The sequence below is a fragment of the Rhizobium sp. BIGb0125 genome, assembly GCF_024810055.1.
In the GTDB taxonomy this organism is placed as follows: Bacteria; Pseudomonadota; Alphaproteobacteria; order Rhizobiales; family Rhizobiaceae; genus Agrobacterium.
Genome location: NZ_JANUDV010000003.1, coordinates 213731 through 231902, shown reverse-complemented (window position 1 = coordinate 231902; position 18172 = coordinate 213731). Strand labels below are relative to the sequence as shown.

Below are 18172 nucleotides of genomic sequence, written 5' to 3'. Positions count from 1 at the left end.
GTATCCGAACTTTAAAACGTCACGACACGTGGCGAAGGCTTCCGTGTGCCTGCTTGTTACCGTTGGTGGTATCGTCTCCATTTCACCTGTCATGGCGCAGGACACAACTCTTGCACCAGCCAACGCGACGGTTCTTGATGACATCATTGTCAAGCTACCCAACTGGCTGCGCTTCGGTGGCAAAGGCAAATCGGATACGGGCACGACGACCCTTGAAGGCGCATTGATCTCCAATAAGGTGACAGGATTGGGCGATGCCAACTCGATCCTGCGCAACCTGCCCCATGTCCAGTATCAGAACGATTCCGACAATGATGCCGGTGTCGATGGTCAGGACATGATCAACCTGCGTCCGCAGGAGTTGTCGATCTCTGGCGCCAAGGTCTATGAAAACAACTTCATTCTCAACGGCATTGGCATTAACACTGTCACGGGATCGCAGGAGTCATTCGTTAGTGATCTCCCAAGCTATGAAATGACACCCAATATTTATGCGGTGTTTGGCCTTCATTCCCAGACGATGTTCGTCCCGTCTGACTTTCTGGATGAGGTAAACGTCCTCGATAGCAACGTCTCGGCGCGCTACGGTCAGTTCCAGGGCGGCGTGGTTGAATATACACTGGCAAAACCCAAAACAGACAAGGTCACCGGTTCGGTCAGTTATGGTTTTGAAAGCGACAGCACAACAAGCTACGTGTTGGGCACAAAAGACGGGCTTAATCCACAAAACAACCCGCCACCCGATTTTTATCGTTATAAAACATCAGCCACCGTCAATGTGCCGATAACAGACAATTGGGCGGTGATTGGTCAATACAGCCGCTCTGCCGCCGATACGAGCAAAGTCAAGGATTACCGCTTGTATGGTTACACTGCGGAGGACGTGTCAGAAAATAACTTCTACCGTCTTGCCAGCCGCCACGACACCGACTTTGGTGTGTTTACACTGGATGGCTCCTACACTGATTATGAGCAAGAGTGGGACGCATATGCCTTTCGTGGCGCACAAATCTATGCGCAGACCAAAAGCTTTACCACGCAACTGCGCTGGGAAAACGATCTCGATGCCATCGTCTTCGAGCCACTGGGCATTGAGAATGTCAAAATCGACGCGAAGAGCTACTTCAACAGATCCCGCACCATAAATGATGGCGGTGACAACAATTTTTATGTCCGAACCGTTTGGGCGAGATCAGGCGTCAACAACAATGATCCCACGACATGGTTCAACTCCACCGACCCTAACCTGCTGTCATGGTGCCAGACACCATTGGCCGCCGAGTTAACAGGAACCGCTCAGGTTTGCCGTGAGGGTGGCTTTGGTAACAAGGCGCAAGGACAGGAAGAAAAAGGGTTCAAGGCAGATATCGACGGTGATTTTCTGGCCGGCACGTTCTCGACAGGTTTTGATTACCGCAGAATAGACGCTTACCGGAAGGCAGAGGAATACACGCAGTATTCAAACAACGTTACGCGGCTCAATCTCGCCCCAACTTTGTCATTCACATGCCCGGTGGGTGACACGGCCTGCACGTATGAGCAATATACACGTATCAAAACGGTGTCGCCTGCCTACCACAACAAAGCAGCGATCAACGCGTTTGATGGCTATGCTGAAGTCGATCAGACATGGGACTGGCTGAATGTGCGCGCCGGTGTGCATGTCAGTTATGAAGACTATTTCGGAAATCTAAACTTCGCGCCACGTGTGAGCGCGACCGTATCACCGACTGAAGATCTGTCGATCACCGGCGGCTTCAACCGTTATTACAACGCCAATTCCCTTTATTACGCCATTCGCGACGGCATACCGCAGGCGCAAGCCTATTCCCGTTCACACAACGCCACGACAGGCCTCGTGAATAATTGGGGTAACCCCACTGCTGTCGGACGCCTTTATTCGTTCAAAGGCGCATATCTCGATACGCCTTACAATGATGAATTTACTGCGGCGGTAAAATGGAATGACCCCTGGCTCGATGGTGATCTGCGTGTGCGTTATGTCTACCGTCAGGGCAAGGACCAATACCAAAAGTCTTCGGCATCCACCACCTTGAATTCAGTACTGACCAACGAGGGTGAATCCTCATACCACTCCGCGAGCATTGAATATGGCAAGACATGGGCGCTTCAAAACGCCAATATGGAAACCGTACGCCTGTCCGGAAGTTTGACCTGGGCCAAGAGCAGAACAACCGCAAACGGTTACTTCGACGATCCGACCGACACGCGCATCTGGTACAACAACCAGTCCTATTCGCTGGGCGACTTCGCGGTCGCACAGGGCAATAAGGACATTCCCATCAGAACGTCGCTTGACCTTGTTACCACCTGGTTTGACGACAGATTTACCTTCGGCGTCTCGGGCAACATGAATCTCCCCTATGACGGCGTTCGCAATACCGAAACGTTCTGCACGCCATCCATCAGTGCTACAGCTACCTGCAAATTGCCGGCGGGTTCTGAAGGTTTGGGCATGTCGCATGACATTTATGAGGATTTCCGCTTCCGAACAGCCGTAACGGTAGATTTGAACGCAAATTACCGCGCCTTCGAATCCAAGTATGGTTCGCTTGATCTGGAAATGAAGGTGCAGAACGCCTTCAACGAAACCGGCAATCGCACCGCGACACCCGCCCAGCCATGGATCCCAGGCCGCATGGTATGGCTAGGTGCAAAGGCAACCTTCTAATGTCGACGCATCTTAGAATGCTCTATGTCTTTTGTGCAATCGCTGCATCCGTCATCCTGGCAATCTCGTGCTACGAGGTTGCCAAGGGACGCAGGCTGGCAAATGAAGAACGGATGGCGGCGCTGCAAGAACGGGCCATTGAACAGCGCCGGCAAAATCTGCTGGTCGAGTTTCCAGTAAATCCAACCGAACACGACCTGTCGTTCCTCGCACAAGCCTACCGACAACCGGCGGAAAACTTTCCGCCGCTGTCGCTATTTTCAGGTATCAAAGCAGAAGAGCTGGCACCGCTGCCAATACCGCCCCGCCCGCAAGGCCAGCAACTGGCCAAGGCTCAGCTTGGCTTCAAGCTGTTCCGCGATCCTCAGCTTTCGCGCTCTGGCCAGATTTCCTGCCAGAACTGTCATAACAGGGAGCTTGGCTGGGGCGATGGCCTGCAAAGCTCCTTCGGCCATGACCGCGCCAAGGGAAAACGCAACGCCCCGCCATTGTTCAATGTCGGTTTGCGCTCAACTTTGTTCTGGGATGGCCGCGCAGAGACGCTGGAGGAACAGGCGCTGATGCCCATGACAGACCAACGCGAAATGGCAAACCACGACATTGCCTCTGCCGTACAGCGGATTGCCGCACGGCCGGATTATCAGGAAGCTTTTCAGGCGGTCTACAACGTAGCAACGCCAACAGCCGCAGAACTGACCGATGCCATCGCCACCTTCCAGCGCACGCTTGAGGAGCCGACACGGCTCGACCGTTTCCTGTCGGGTCAGTACCGCGCCTTCAATAATGAGCAGATTTGGGGCATGCATCTGTTCCGCACCAAGGGTGGTTGCGCCAACTGTCACAATGGTCCGCTGCTGACCGACAACAAGTTTCACAATCTTGGGCTTTCGTTGCTGGGCCGTCCGCGTGAGGACGTTGGACGATATGCCATTACCAACCAGTTGCTCGATGTGGGCCGGTTCAGAACCCCCAGCATTCGCCACGTCTCGCAAACAGCCCCTTACATGCACAACGGCATCATCAGGGATTTGCGGCGCGTCGTGCGTTTCTATGAAGTGGGTGGCGGCAGAACGCGGCCACGCAACGAGCGGGAACGCGCCAATCCCTTCATGCCCTATGCCGGCATGACATCGCCGTTCCTCAAGCCATTTTCACTGACGGTAAGAGAACGCGAAGCGCTGATTGCATTTCTTGAGGCGATCTGAACCATGTTTCAACAACCGGTTGGGGCCTGACATTTGGCCCCACTTAGCGTGAGCGGGACACATGCTGCCAACGCGTAACCATGCGTTCCAACGCCATTAAGGCGTCATAGACAAATATCGCGAGCAAACCAACCAACAGCCCGCCTTGCAAAATAAACGCCATATTGCTGGATTGCAGACCAGCAATAATCACCTCGCCGAGCGTTTTCGCGGCAACCGTCGAGCCGATCGTTGCCGTCGCCAGACTGATGACAACCGATATGCGCACGCCTGACAGGATGACCGGCAAGGCCAGTGGCAATTCCACGCTCACAAGGCTTTGCCAAGGCGTCATGCCAGTGCCACGTGCCGCTTCTTTCGTCACATCAGGCACATTGGCAAGCCCAGTCAGCGTGCTCTCGAAAATCGGCAACAGCGCATAAAGAAACAACGCCACAAGCGTCGGTGTTTCACCAAAACCCAGCATCGGCACCGCAAGCGCCAGCACGGCAACAGGGGGGAATGTTTGCCCGGTATTCACCACCAGACGCGACAAGGGCAGAAACTCCCGGCAGGATGGCCGTGTCACGATGATCGCCAGCGTTATCGCCAGCAGACTCGCCAGCACCGTGGCAATCAGCACCGTGCGCAGATGTTGTCCGGTCAACACCAGCAAGTCGGCCTGGGTATAGATGGCAGGCGCATTGGCTGGCGCCAGCGGCCGGAAAACCGGTTCAAACCAATGTGGCTGCACGAGAAATGCCACCAGAAGCACAAGACCAAACACCCGCAATGCGTGCGCCAGCCACTGCGTTGGTATTTTTGCAGCCTTCATCTCGCTGGTCGCGGTCGTTGTTTGAATGGTCATGAGCTGCCCGCAGCCTGCTGGCAAAGTGCTGCCATGGTTACCTTGCCGAGCACCTGTCCCTCATCATTCGCAACAGGGGCTTCCTGCCGTCCCGTCCAGACAAGATTTGACAGGGCTTCGCGCTGACTGAGTGCTGCAGGGATCGGCTCGCCCCCGGCAGTACCCTGCTCTATTGCCTCAGACACCGGCCGTAATGCCAGCAACCGGAAAGGCCGCTCCTCCGGTCCGATCATTGCCGCGACAAACTCTGTTGCCGGCTTGTGCACCAACTCCGCCGGTGTGCCGTATTGGACGAGAACGCCCTTGTCCATAACAGCAATATGGTCGGCAATGGCAAAAGCCTCATCCATATCGTGGGTCACTAGAATGATGGTCGTGCCCAACAGCGCCTTGATATCAAGAAGGTCGCGCCGGGCTCTGGTGCGGATAACCGGATCCAGCGCGCCAAAGGGTTCGTCCATCAACAACAGTTCAGGCTCGGCCGCCAGCGCCCGCGCCACGCCAATGCGCTGCTGCTGGCCGCCGGACAATTCATGCGGAAACCGTTTGGCAAACACATCTGGCTCAAGCTGGAAAAGCTCCAGCAATTCACGCACCCGCGCATCGATCCGTGCCTTGTCCCAGCCCAGCAACTGCGGCACCGTGGCAATGTTTTGCGCAACGCTACGGTGCGGAAACAGGCCGTAACCCTGAATGGCGTAACCGATGCTGCGGCGCAGTTCGTGCCCGGCAATGGATTTATTGTCGCGTCCATTGATCCGCACACTGCCGGAGGTTGGCTCGATCAGCCGGTTGATCATCCGCAGCAAGGTCGTCTTACCGGAGCCCGAGGAGCCCACGATAACCGTCACGCTATGCGCTTTGACGGTAAGGGACACATCATTGACGGCAACCGCACCTTCAAAACGTTTGGTCAGATGGTCGATCTCGATCATGCTGTGGCACTCCCGCCTTCTTTTCTGGCAGACAATTCAATCAAGGCGTCAAAAATGATGGCACCGGCAAAGGCCAGTGCCACCGTGGGTATCGCGCCCAGCAGCACCAGATCCATGGCCATCTGCCCGACACCCTGAAAAACAAACACTCCAAAACCGCCGCCGCCAATGAGCGCGGCAATCGTTGCCATGCCGATATTCTGAACCAGGACGATGCGAATTCCTGTGAGGATGACCGGCGCGGCAAGCGGCATTTCAACGCCCAGCAGACGTTGGCCTCTCGTCATGCCAACACCCTTCGCTGCCTCGGTGATGGATTGCGGCACCCCCGCAAGGCCCGCCACCGTGTTGGCAACAACCGGCAGAAGGGAGTAGAGAAACAGCGCCACAAAGGCCGGAGCTGCACCGATACCGGCAATACCAAGCGCAGACGCGCCGGGCACATTGACCGCAATCCAGCCAAGCGGCGCGATTAGAATGGCAAACAGTGCAATCGACGGAATGGTCTGGATCATGTTCAGCGTGTTGAGAACAGCACTGCGCAGCGCCGTTACCCTGTGCGCCACAATGCCCAGCGGCAACCCAACCACGATTGCCGCCGCCGGTGATCCGACCGCCAGCGTGATGTGACGCGCACCTTCGCGCCAGAAAACATCGGCACGATTGGCGTATTCCTTCATGATCGAAAGATTGTCCCACACGCCGGTCATCAGCACGGCTGCAGCACCGGCAAAACCGAGAACCAGCAGCACGATGCGAAACAGCGGATGTGGGCGAAGCCGTGTTACACAGTCGGCAGTGGCCAGCAGCAGTGCTGCCAGCAGCACCCACACGCCAGACCCCGGCGAGACACGGGCATAGCTGTTGCCTTCCGGCATCACGAAACTGGCAGCCATGCCGGCAGCAACAACCAACAATGCCAGTGTCACGGCAACAAGCCCAAGCCGCAGCGCAGCCGATATTCTGATGGACATGGCAAGCGCTGTCACCACCAGAAGACAGGCCAGTGCCGTCATCAAAGACACAGGCAGCGATTGGAAAATCGACAGCGCCTCACCCGCCACAATGCGGTTTGGCCGCAGGATGACGAATGGCAGGCCGAAGGCACCGGCAACCAGCATAAGCGCAATGACGATGCCGGGCTTGTCAGGTTTTACCCCGACAAACCCGGTCTTCTCAGGATTAATGACGGCCAAGTCGCGTCGGCTCCGCTTATTTCAGGAACCCATTTTTGGTCAGGAAGTCCGTGGCCACTGCCTTGGCAGGTTCACCGCCCACCTGCACTCGTCCGTTCAGTTCCTGCAAGGTTGCGGCATCAAGCTTACCGAATACCGGCTTCAGCAGTTCGGCAATCTGCGGGTTCTTGTCGAGGATGTCTTTGCGGATAACCGGCGCTGGCTGGTAAACCGGCTGAACGGATTTGTCGTCCTCCAACAGCACCAGACCAGAGGCCGCAATGCCGCCATCCGTGCCATAAACCATCGCTGCATTGGCATTGTTGGTCTGGTTGGCTGCAGCTGCAATGGTTGCCGCCGTATCACCACCCGACAGCGTAATCAGCTGGTCAGGCTTCAGCGTAAAACCATAGGCTGTCTGGAAGGCAGGCAGCGCCGCAGCGGAATTGACGAACTCGGAGGATGCCGCCAGCACGACCTGACCACCACCGGCAATGTATTTGCCAAAGTCGCTGAAGGTGATGATCTTTTCGCTGTTGGCCAGGTCCTTGCGGATGGCAACACCCCAGGTGTTGTTGGCGCTGGATGGCGTCAGCCAGACCAGCTTGTTGGCTTCCAGATCAAGCTTGGCAGCCTCTTCATAGGCTTTGGCCGCGTCTTTCCAGATCGGGTCCTCGGCGCGGTTGAAGAAATAGGCCGCATTGCCCGTGTATTCCGGGTAAATATCGATCGCGCCAGTCACCAGCGCCTCACGCACAACTGGCGTCGCGCCAAGCTGCAATTTGTCGCTGACCTCAATGCCGTTATGGCTCAGGACCGACAGGATGATATTTCCCAACACGCCACCTTCGGTGTCGATCTTTGAGGATACAACGACTTGGGAAAACGCTGGCGCAACTGGCAGCGAAACGGCAAGAGCAATGGCTACGATAAGGCTTTTCACAATTTGACTCCCCGGAATTGTGATTTCAAAAACGGCTGCGAACGGAACACAACCGTTTTTCACCAGCGCGTAAACAGCAAACCTGCCGTTACGGTTCCCTACCGTGCCACATTTTGTTTCGGCGAGACAACAACGCCCTTGCTAGTGCCACATCACCGGGCAGAGACACCTCTTCCAGGAGCGAGGCACGGTGGCATCAATCCCAACGGGGCGGCGTGCCGATGAAGGATTTGAGCGCATCCGTGAAAGCCCGGATTTTTGCCGACGGCACCTGAAGTGCCCGCAACAAATATATGCCGGAAGGATTTTCGTTCCAGGGCTCTCCTGAAAATGCTTCTGCCGAAAGCGGAAGTCGTATGAGATCGCCCGATTTGACAGAAGGCCCTGCCACCCAACTGGGCAACAGCGCAATGCCCATTCCCGTCAAGGCAGCGCCATTCAAGGCTTCAAAATCATCGCAGCGAAATACCACTTTGCCAGCCGCATCGCCTGCGGCACAGCCCAGCACACGAGACCATTCAAGCAGGTCGTTGCCATGTAATTTGTCGAGCAGGCGGTGGGTACGCAGGTCAGCAACTGTGCTCGGTACGCCGTGTTTTTCCAGATAGTCCGCACTTGCCACCAGAATTCGTGTCAGCGGCGCAAGCCGCATGGCAATAAGCGAACTGTCCTGCAACTCCCCCATCCTGATAACCAGATCCAGCCGCTCGGCAACGGGATCGGCAAGCCGTTCGGTAAGGTCGAGTTTCACATGCAAGTTTGGGTGTTGTTGCGCCAGCGACGCCATCACAGGGATGACATACCGTTTTCCGAATGTCGGAAAACAGGCAACACGCAGGGTGCCCGTCACTTCGCTATCGAAGGCGGCGACCTCGGCATGGGTATCGGCCAAATCCTCAAGCAGCCGTTGTGCGCGGTCAAATAAATGCTGCCCGGCATCTGTCAGCCCCAGCGCCCGGGTGGATCGCACCAGAAGCGTCACCCCAAGATCCTGCTCCAGCGCATCGATCTGCCGTACCACCGCAGAGGGTGTGACGGCACGCCGGCGCGACGCTGCAGAAAAACTGCCTGTGCGCACCACATCGACATAGACGGCAAGATGTTCCGCGAACCTTGGATCTTTCATGTCTGCCCCGTTACCCGTTTGACCCCGTCATCTTTGCTTACAGCGCAAAACTGTTTCGAGCATTCAGTTCGTTATCATTTGCGGGCATCCGGAGCACATTCCTTCTCGTCAACGGGCAATCAACGCTCACTTAACAGAAGGAATGACAACATGGTCAAGGTTCTCGATACCATTCTCTCGCAATCGGCATATTCTGCAGAAATCGACGTCCCCTTTGAAAAGATCGACATTGCTGACTGGCTGTTCACGCTGCCGGAAGCCGAATATCTGCGCTGCTGTGCACCAGACCACATCGCCGCCGGCATCACATGGACAGACGACGGACGCCGCATGTCGATCAATGTCGAGCAGATCGGCACCGGCCTGGTTGTCCAGCACTATGTGGCAGAGGTCGCAGAACCCGCCTATTGCCGCATGAATTCCATCTCGGATGTGTTCACCGCCAGCGGTCGCACGCAGGTCAACGTGGTCTGGGAACTGATTGCCGAAAAGGTCAGCGAAAACCGCACTCGCTACACAAATCGTGTCACCGCCCATCCAACCGATGCTTTCATGACATTCATTGAAAGCCACGGCGTCAGCTATGAAGACGCCGCCGCTGCACGCCAGGCTGCAGGTGGCGACCATAACAGCCGTGAGACACCCCTTTTCGCTGCCAGCATCGCACGTCGGGCACTGGCAGCCGTAGCACAGGCAAACTAAGGGACAGAATGATGAAAGCCGTCCTGTTTGACGACTTCGGAGGTGCGGATGTTCTGCACCTCGGTGATGCTCCACGGCCTGAAATCCGCCCAGACGATCTGCTGGTCAAAGTCATGGCAGCCGGCGTCAATCGCGCCGACATCCTCCAGCGCGAAGGCGTCTATGGTACCCGGTGTTATGGCGACAGCACCTTGTTGGGTCTGGAGATCGCTGGCGAGGTTTTGGCCACGGGCAGCGCCGTGCAAGGTTTCGCCGTCGGTGACCGTGTCATGGGCATTGTCGGCGGCGGCGCCTATGCGCAATATGCCCGCCTCGACAGCGGTATGGCCGCCAAAATCCCTGACGGACTGTCGTTTACGCAGGCGGCCGCTATTATGGAAAGCTTCGTGACCGGCTGGGAAGCTGTTGGCCACCTCGGTCGTGTCGACACAGCCGAAACCGTGCTCATCCATGCCGCAGCCGGAGGTATCGGCTCTGCTACGGTTCAATTGGCAAAAGCGTCAGGGGTACATGTTCTAGCAACCGCCGCCTCTGCCAACATAGACAATGTCCTGTCTATCGGTGCCGACGCGGTGTTTGACTACCGACGCTCCGATTTCGAGGCAGATGTCATTGATGCAACCGCGTCGCATGGCGTTGATCTGATTGTCGATTTCGTGGGCGGTGCCTACCTTGCCCGCAACATCCGCGGTCTTGCGCCGGGCGGCCGCCTTGTTCAGGTTGGGTTGCTCGGCCGCGAAGACAATGCCATCATCCCGCTGGACGTCGTCTTGCACAACCACTTGCAGCTTATCGGCACGGTCATGAAGTCACGGTCCCGGACAGAAAAACGGCAGATGGTCGCTCGTTTCAGGGACAAGGTCCTGCCTTTGCTCGGCAAGTCCGTGCACCCGGTTATCGGCGCCGTATATCCTTTCACGCAGGTGGCAGATGCACACCGGCGCATGGAAACCGGCGGCTTGTTCGGCAAGGTCGTGCTGGAAGGTTTCCACCCCTGACACATTCAACGTCCCATTCCGCCACTGACGAAATGACCGACGCCGACGGATGGAAACCTGGATGGTTGCGATCAGACTTGTGAGAGGTCCGCTTCCACGACGCAGATAACACCACTTTCTTCGTAGGAGATCTGCGCGTAGCCCTTCAGTTCGGCTGTCAACAACCGCTCCACCAGTGTCGAGCCAAACCCTTTGCGGGTTGGTGTTACCACCTCGGGGCCGCCCTCTTCCCGCCATTGCAGTCGCAGATGCGAGCTTGAACGGTCATAGTCCCAACTGACGGTAATATGACCTGTGGATACCGAAAGCGCACCATATTTGGCGGCATTGGTGGCAAGCTCATGCAGGGCCAGCGACAACGAGACGACGGCCTTGGGTGGCAATGGCACGGCGGGCCCGCTGACGGTAAATGTCTCCACCGCATAAGGCGCCATTGCCTGCATCACCACGGATTTGAGATCGGCATATTGCCAGTCGCCGTGCAGCAGCAGGTCCTGCGCGCGGCTGAGCGATGACAGACGGTTGGTAAAGGCCTCCACATCCTCTCGGTTTGCCGTGTCGCGCCCCATGGTCTGGCGGGCAATTGCCGTGACGGTCGCCAGCACATTTTTCACGCGGTGGTGCAACTCTCCCACCAGAATGGCCTGCAGCCGCTCCGCCTCCTTGCGGGTCGAGATATCATGCGTAACCTTTGACGCGCCGATCACATGTCCCAAGGGGTCGAGAATGGGAGAAACACTCAGCAACACGTCAACCAGCGTGCCATCCTTGCGAAGGCGCTTTGTCTCATAGGGTTCGACAATACGCCCCGCCTTGATCTGCCGCAGGATCGACGGCTCTTCTTCCTTGCGATCGTCGGGCACCAGCATCAACACCGAATGGCCAACCGCTTCGTCCTCGTAATAGCCATACAGCCGCTGCGCCGCCGCGTTCCAGCTGGTGATTGTCATGTCGAGATCAATGCCAAGGATTGCGTCATTGGAAGAACCAATGATCGAGGCCAGATGTTTTTCAATCTCCTGAGCACGCTTGCGTTCAGTAATATCGACCACGATGGCCACCGTTTGCTCTATCTCGCCATCTTCATCCCGGATGGCAGAGACGGAATTGGCAACCCAGATCAGGCTGCCATCAGGACGCAGGTAACGTTTTTCAATATCGAAACTTTCACCGGTTTCGATCAGTCTTTGAAACAGTGCGACATTGGCTGGCAGGTCCCCGGCAAAGGTCACGTCCTGCATCTGCGTACCAATCAGCTCATCAGCCGTTCGACCGACAATCTCGCAGTAGCGCTGGTTGACGTCGGTCAGCTTTCCCGTGAGATCGCTCAGCGCGATGCCGGCTGCTGATTGTGAAAATATCGCCCGGAAGCGCTCTTCACTTTCACGCATCGCAGCATCGGTCTTAACCCGCTCCGTGGTTTCGTTGACGATGCAGAAAACGCCAACAACATTTCTGTCCAGATCCCGCACCGGTGAATAGGAAATGTCGAAATACACGGTTTCGGGAAAGCCATGCCGTTCGATGTAAAACGGCCGATCCCTGGCAGCGACCGTTTCGCCATGCTCAAGCACACGCTTCAGCAACGGCTCAAGGTCGTCCCACAGCTCGCTCCAGTATTCACGACCCGGCCGGCCAAAGGCATGCGGATGTTTGTCGCCGATGGTCGGCGCATAAACGTCATTGTAAAGGGCAACGAATTCTGGCCCCCAGAACATCACGATCTGCGCCTGGGAGGGCACCATGATGTCTATGGCGGCATGCAGACAGGCTGGCCATTCGGACCTTGGACCAAGCGGTGTCGAACGCCAGTCTACAGTGTCCAGCAGGGTGGCAACAGGAACGGTATTCGTTGCCTCTCCTTGCCCAGCCAGACTTCCATCCCCCATTCGGTGCATCGTCGCAAGGCTCACGCAGCTACTGTTACAGTGTCATTAACATGACAGCACTTCCAGCCTTCGACAAGGTGGTGCTTGAGAGCGGATGAAATCGTTAAAATAAGGTCGTGATGTGACAGTCAGCACAACAAAAAACCAGGTCATCAACTGACAACCTGGTAACAACACAACATGGACAAGGAAAAACCTTGTTCCCTCACAAGGTTGGCTTAGACGCGTCAGAACCGGCGATCTGGTCCATCAGATGGAACAGCGCTTCCTCGATATTGGCGTCGACACCAAGATCGATATGCGACACCGCACGCACCGTACGATCTATGAGATCGAGACGAATCCGTTCGTTGCCGCTGTACAAGGTAGCGCGGTCGTAAAGCACGTCCTTCAAAGTGTCGCTGTACGAAAATGTCATGCGGCTGCCCTCCTTTTGCAGACGGGAGCACATAGTAACTCTCGGTCGTCACCGCCTACGAAATCGGTTGGAAACGATGGCGCGGAGTTTACGCTTATTGTGTCCTATGTCTATGTGATATTAGGGGTTAGGCGAACTGCGGCCTATTGTATTGCCCGCAACCATTTGTTTTATCGATCAATTTTTCCAACAGCACGATGAAATTTCTTCGATCACAATTACGTATTGTGCCGACTAATGGTGCTGACACCATTTTCCTGAAAATTATGTATCAGTCATATAACAATCATTAATGTCTTGCGCGCAAATTGCATGCTTATACGTGCGCAACCGAATCGACCTGCCGCAAACTGCGGGACGATAACTCAGTCATTTTCAGCGGATACAGGTGTGGCAGATGATTTCAGAAAGCGTTCTGGACGCAGCCTTGAAAGAGCTTTTTGATCTTTCGCCAGTACCATTTTCCATCTCCACGATTGATCACGATTCCCGTTACATCAAGGTGAACCCGGCCTATCTGCGGCTGGTTGGCCGCAGTTGGGAAGAGTTGAACGGCCAGTCACTGGGCAACGACCTGCCCTACCCGCTCGACGATCCTGCCCGTATGAAAAGACTGCATCTGCTCGACACGCAAGGGTTTTACGAGCTTGCCGAAGTGGACATGCTGCATTCCAGCGGCCGTGTCATTCCCGGATTGATCAGTGCACAGCGCCGCCGCATTGATGGCGAGAGTTTCGACATTGAAATCATTCTCGACAATTCCGAGCGCAAGGCTTATGAGCGCGCCATCATGGAAGCAGCTTTTGTGGATTCAATGACGGGGCTACAGAACCGCGCCTCGTTTGAAAGTTACCTGCGTCAGGCGTTGGCAACGCTTGAACCGGGCTGCCGGATCACGCTTGCCTACATCGATCTCAATCGCTTCAAGCAGGTCAATGACCAGCACGGCCACTCGATTGGTGACAAGCTGTTGCGTGTTATTGCCGATCGCCTGCGTGGCTGGACCAGCAAGGGCGACTTTATTGCCCGTCTCGGCGGTGACGAATTTGCAATCGTTTCAGTTATCCCGGCCGCATTCGAATTTTCCGCCTTGCGGTTTTTTGATCTCGGCACCCAGATCGCCCAGCACGTCACCATTGATGACAAGATGGTGCAGGTGGGTGCAGCCATCGGCATTGCCGAGGCCCAGGCCGGCATGACCTTCGACGTCCTTCTCGATCAGGCCGACAAGCTGATGTATGACGCCAAGTCCAGCGGTAAGATCGTGGACATCAGGTCCTCCCTCAATTCGATTGCAGCAAGCGAATTTGGTGCTTTGAATTACGCGGCACGTACGGGCTGAAAAAACCCCATGGCAAAGTCCGGTGCCTGCCTGCCATTGTCAGGGATCACGCCGCTTTGGCGCAACATCCATTCGATGATATCCCAGAACTCCGGCGGTACTTCGTGGCGTATCGTCTCGATGATGTGGGTGACCTGAGTGTAGGTGTATATGGCGCACAGTGTCAGCACCAGCAAGACCACCCACGGCCACAGCGGCTTGCGGCGGCGTACCGGCGGTGTCTCATTGCGTCGCATGTGGCTGCTGTCTTCCGTCACTCATATCTCCATGCGCTGCTGACATCTCGTCTTTCGGTGCGTGTCCGCATCGATAAAACACCCTGATATCTAGATAGCGGCAATTTTCCCGTCTTCAATTGGCAGAAAGCAACGAAATCCATTCAGTAACAGCGTCACGACGGCTCTGGTACAACTGCAAATGTAACATTACCAAGATTTCACTTTTACAACCCCGTGACCTGTGTAACTGCCATCCCTACATCAATGTAAGATAGAGCGAGCAAATTCCGGTCAATCTTCAAGAGCATTGATTTCAGGAATTCTTTTTTACAGGCGGACGCGATGAACAAGCGGGAAAATATCGACGACAAGACCAAGAGCGCCTCTACGCAGCCCAGCCTGCAGGAGATACTTGCGTCTACGGGCTCGAAACGTCGTAAAAGCCGCAAATACACCTACCTGTTTGGTGCTGCCATTATCATTGCGGCCGCAGGTGGTTATTATTATTTCTCCGCCTCCAGCGGCTCCACCTACACCTACACCACCACGGCGGCCAAGAAGGATGACCTGTCGGTCATCGTCACCTCCACCGGCTCGGTACAACCGACCGATCAGGTCGATATCTCAAGCGAATTGTCTGGTACTGTCCGCAAGGTCAACGTGACCTATAACAGCGAGGTTAAGGCCGGCGACGTGTTGCTGGAACTCGACACCAACAAATTGGAAGCCGACGTGCAAAGCGCCAGAGCCAAGCTGGCATCCGCCAAGGCCAGTGTGCTGAAAGCCAAGGCAGAACTGGGCTCGGCCGAGACATCGCTGAACCGTCTGAAAAACCTGGTGCAGAACCGCGTCTCTACCCAACAGGATCTGGATGCAGCCCAGTATAACTACAATTCTGCTGCAGCGACGCTGGAGGTCAATGAGGCCTCCGTGCTGTCTGCCGAAGCCGATCTGCGTCTGGCCGAGCTGAACCTGGGCAAAGGCAAGATCGTCGCGCCAATCAACGGCGTCATCCTGACGCGTGACGTTGACCCCGGTGCCACCGTTGCCTCGTCACTGAATGCCCCTGTTCTGTTCACCATGGCCGGCGACCTCCGGGAAATGGAATTGCAGGTGGCCGTCGACGAGGCAGATGTCGGCAAGGTCAGCAATGGTCAGCAGGCAACATTCAGCGTTGATGCCTACCCGGAAGAAAGTTTTCCGGCCGAAATCCAGACCGTGCGCTACGCCTCTGAAACCGTGGCCAATGTCGTGACCTATAAGGCCATCCTGACGGTTGATAACAGCAACCTGAAACTGCGCCCCGGCATGACAGCGACCGCCAATATTGTGGTGGAATCGATCAAGGACGCGCTGCTCATTCCAAACGCCGCGCTGCGTTACAGCCCGCCGCGACAGAATGCCTCTTCCGCTGGCGGTCTGATGAGCCTGTTTCGTCCGCCACGCATGGGGCGTGGTGGTGGCCGCGGTGGTGACAGCGCCAGTGCCGCGGCTGGCCAGCGCACCGTGTGGGTGCTGAAAAACGGCACGCCGGTCTCCGAGCGTGTGGAAACCGGATCGACAGACGGGCAGTTCACCGTGGTAAAATCCGGCAACATCCAACCGGATGATGAACTGATTACCGACGCCATTGCCCGCAGGAACTGAACGGAAGGTGCCAGACATGCAGACGGCTCCCCTCATAGAGTTTCGCAACGTGGTCAAGGAATACGGCATGGGCGAAGCGACCATCCGTGCTCTGGCCGGTGTCGACCTTGCCATTCACGAACATGAATTCGTGGCCATCATGGGTCCGTCCGGTTCCGGAAAATCCACCGCCATGAACATTATCGGCTGTCTCGACGTGGCGACATCGGGCGATTACCTGTTTCAGGGCATATCGACGTCAGGTTTTTCCGGTGGTCAATTGACGCTGCTGCGCCGTCATATGCTGGGCTTCGTGTTTCAGGGTTTCAATCTTCTGCCCCGAACCTCTGCGGTGGAAAATGTCGAACTGCCGCTGGTTTATCGTGGCACACCGGCCCATGAGCGCCGCCAGATGGCCATGCGCGCCCTGGAAAGGGTTGGCCTGAAGGGACGCGAAGGTCACACCACGCAGGAGCTATCCGGTGGCCAGCAACAGCGCGTTGCCATTGCCCGCGCCATTGTCACCAATCCCGCCGTTCTGCTGGCCGATGAGCCGACCGGCAATCTCGACACCAAGACCAGCGTTGAAATCATGGAACTGATTACGGAACTGAACCGTGAACAGGGCATCACCGTCATCATGGTCACCCATGAAGACGATATTGCCGCCTACGCCAAGCGTCTGCTGCGCTTCGTTGATGGCCATTTGGCGTCCGACAGCATCAACACCCATGGAGAGCCCGCCCGTGTTTCCTGAAACTATCAAACTGGCAATGCGCGCCATCAGCCGCAACCTGCTGCGCTCGTTCCTCACGGTTCTTGGCGTGGTAATCGGCGTGGCCGCAGTTATCGCCATGGTCACGGTTGGAAATGGCACAACGGCGCAGGTAAAATCCGAACTCTCAAGGCTGGGTACCAACATGCTGTTTGTGCGCCCCGGCCAGTTTGGTCCTGGCCGCGCAAGTACAGAGGCGAAACGCTTTAACGACAATGACGTGCAAGCCATGCGTGACCAGATCAGCGGCCTGCGTGCCGTGGCACCGGTCAACCGCAGCACGGCAACCGCAATTTTTGGCGGCAAGAACCATTCCAGCAGTGCACTTGGCACCACAAACGACTACCTGATTGCGCAGGACTGGCCACTGTCACTGGGTCGTGACTTTAGCCCAGCCGAGGAACGTGGCGGCCAGATTGCCTGTATTCTTGGCGAGACCGTGCGCAAGGAACTGTTTGGCGACAGCAACCCGATTGGCCAGAGCGTGCGCGTCAGCAACATCTCCTGTCCGGTGGTGGGCGTTCTCGCCACCAAGGGCCAGTCTGGCATGGGCGATGATCAGGACGATACCATCCTGATGCCGCTGAAAATTCATCAACGCCGCATTGGCGGCACCAGCACCATATCCAGCATCATGGTATCGGCGCAGGATGGTGTGCAAACATCGAAAGTTCAGTCCGATCTGGAATCGCTGCTGCGGGAGAGACGCCGCATCGTCATTGGTCGCGAAGACGATTTTTCCGTCAATGACATGACGCAGATTGCCTCGGCCATGACTGGCACAACAACACTGCTGACCGGTCTCCTTGGCTCGGTCGCCGCCGTCAGCCTGTTGGTCGGCGGTATCGGCATCATGAATATCATGCTGGTATCGGTCACCGAACGCACCCGTGAAATCGGCATTCGTCTGGCGATCGGCGCTCTTGAAACGCAGGTTCTGCGACAATTTCTGGTGGAGGCCGTCATGCTGTCGGCCTTTGGCGGCATTGTTGGCATTCTGACAGGCCTCGGCCTCGCTTATGCGGTTGTCAGCTTCCTCAATGTGCCCTTTGTCGCAAGCCCGTCCATCATCTTCCTGGCCTTTGCGTTTTCAGCCGCTATCGGCGTGGTTTTCGGTTATTTCCCGGCCCGCCGCGCCGCAAGTCTTAGTCCGATCGAGGCACTGCGACACGAATAATGGAGCAAGTCGGCTTAATCCTGACTGTGTGACACAAGCTTATATGCGCAGTTCGGAATATTGCATGTCGCAGGCCTTCGTGCCACTACTGGAGCGAGTGCAAT

At 56.3% G+C, this 18172-nt stretch carries 16 protein-coding genes; 8 read left to right on the top strand and 8 right to left on the bottom strand.

Features of this window, described 5'->3' with window-relative positions; translation table 11 throughout:
- Window positions 1–28 precede the first annotated feature (28 nt).
- Entirely contained in the window at window positions 29–2692 is a 2664-nt protein-coding gene (locus tag M2418_RS09270) for a TonB-dependent receptor plug domain-containing protein (protein WP_259146113.1), read from the top strand.
- The gene (locus tag M2418_RS09265; protein ID WP_259146112.1) at window positions 2692–3897 is read left to right on the top strand and encodes a cytochrome-c peroxidase; all 1206 of its coding nucleotides are present in this window, start codon (window positions 2692–2694) and stop codon (window positions 3895–3897) included. The genes M2418_RS09270 and M2418_RS09265 overlap by 1 nt, the downstream gene beginning before the upstream one ends.
- A 43-nt stretch (window positions 3898–3940) precedes the next feature.
- Here the strand turns inward: M2418_RS09265 and M2418_RS09260 are convergent, their stop codons facing one another.
- From M2418_RS09260 to M2418_RS09240, 5 genes are all read right to left on the bottom strand, one after another.
- Window positions 3941–4711: an ABC transporter permease gene (locus tag M2418_RS09260; protein ID WP_259146638.1), complete on the bottom strand. Its 771-nt coding sequence runs from the start codon at window positions 4709–4711 to the stop codon at window positions 3941–3943.
- A gap of 29 nt (window positions 4712–4740) precedes the next feature.
- The gene (locus M2418_RS09255; RefSeq protein ID WP_259146111.1) at window positions 4741–5679 is read right to left on the bottom strand and encodes an ABC transporter ATP-binding protein; all 939 of its coding nucleotides are present in this window, start codon (window positions 5677–5679) and stop codon (window positions 4741–4743) included.
- A complete protein-coding gene (locus tag M2418_RS09250; protein ID WP_259146636.1) occupies window positions 5676–6800 on the bottom strand; it encodes an ABC transporter permease in 1125 nt (374 codons plus the stop codon). The genes M2418_RS09255 and M2418_RS09250 overlap by 4 nt, the downstream gene beginning before the upstream one ends.
- 91 nt (window positions 6801–6891) lie before the next feature.
- Entirely contained in the window at window positions 6892–7800 is a 909-nt protein-coding gene (locus tag M2418_RS09245) for a glycine betaine ABC transporter substrate-binding protein (RefSeq protein ID WP_405049409.1), read from the bottom strand.
- Between the two features lie 193 nt (window positions 7801–7993).
- Window positions 7994–8923 (bottom strand): LysR family transcriptional regulator, encoded by a 930-nt coding sequence (locus M2418_RS09240; RefSeq protein WP_259146109.1) that lies wholly within the window; start codon window positions 8921–8923, stop codon window positions 7994–7996.
- A gap of 150 nt (window positions 8924–9073) precedes the next feature.
- Here M2418_RS09240 and M2418_RS09235 point away from each other — a divergent pair, with 150 nt between their 5' ends.
- Window positions 9074–9625 (top strand): hypothetical protein, encoded by a 552-nt coding sequence (locus tag M2418_RS09235; RefSeq protein WP_259146108.1) that lies wholly within the window; start codon window positions 9074–9076, stop codon window positions 9623–9625.
- 8 nt (window positions 9626–9633) lie between these two features.
- The gene (locus M2418_RS09230) at window positions 9634–10623 is read left to right on the top strand and encodes an NAD(P)H-quinone oxidoreductase (RefSeq protein WP_259146106.1); all 990 of its coding nucleotides are present in this window, start codon (window positions 9634–9636) and stop codon (window positions 10621–10623) included.
- A 71-nt stretch (window positions 10624–10694) separates the two neighbouring features.
- Here the strand turns inward: M2418_RS09230 and M2418_RS09225 are convergent, their stop codons facing one another.
- Window positions 10695–12512, bottom strand: coding sequence for a PAS domain S-box protein (locus M2418_RS09225; protein WP_259146105.1), 1818 nt, complete (start codon window positions 12510–12512; stop codon window positions 10695–10697).
- A 205-nt stretch (window positions 12513–12717) separates the two neighbouring features.
- Entirely contained in the window at window positions 12718–12930 is a 213-nt protein-coding gene (locus M2418_RS09220; RefSeq protein WP_192490944.1) for a hypothetical protein, read from the bottom strand.
- A 397-nt stretch (window positions 12931–13327) separates the two neighbouring features.
- Here M2418_RS09220 and M2418_RS09215 point away from each other — a divergent pair, with 397 nt between their 5' ends.
- Window positions 13328–14272, top strand: coding sequence for a sensor domain-containing diguanylate cyclase (locus M2418_RS09215; RefSeq protein ID WP_259146104.1), 945 nt, complete (start codon window positions 13328–13330; stop codon window positions 14270–14272).
- Here the strand turns inward: M2418_RS09215 and M2418_RS09210 are convergent.
- On the bottom strand, window positions 14251–14529 hold the full coding sequence (locus tag M2418_RS09210) for a hypothetical protein (protein ID WP_259146103.1): 279 nt from the start codon (window positions 14527–14529) through the stop codon (window positions 14251–14253). The genes M2418_RS09215 and M2418_RS09210 overlap by 22 nt on opposite strands.
- Before the next feature lie 303 nt (window positions 14530–14832).
- Between M2418_RS09210 and M2418_RS09205 the strand changes: the two genes are divergently transcribed.
- The 3 genes from M2418_RS09205 to M2418_RS09195 are packed head-to-tail and all read left to right on the top strand — an operon-like array spanning window position 14833 to window position 18068.
- Window positions 14833–16137: an efflux RND transporter periplasmic adaptor subunit gene (locus tag M2418_RS09205; protein WP_259146102.1), complete on the top strand. Its 1305-nt coding sequence runs from the start codon at window positions 14833–14835 to the stop codon at window positions 16135–16137.
- Window positions 16138–16153: 16 nt separating this feature from the next.
- The gene (locus M2418_RS09200) at window positions 16154–16873 is read left to right on the top strand and encodes an ABC transporter ATP-binding protein (RefSeq protein ID WP_259146101.1); all 720 of its coding nucleotides are present in this window, start codon (window positions 16154–16156) and stop codon (window positions 16871–16873) included.
- On the top strand, window positions 16863–18068 hold the full coding sequence (locus M2418_RS09195) for an ABC transporter permease (RefSeq protein ID WP_192490940.1): 1206 nt from the start codon (window positions 16863–16865) through the stop codon (window positions 18066–18068). Before M2418_RS09200 ends, M2418_RS09195 begins: the two co-directional genes overlap by 11 nt.
- The last annotated feature ends 104 nt before the right edge of the window (window positions 18069–18172 follow it).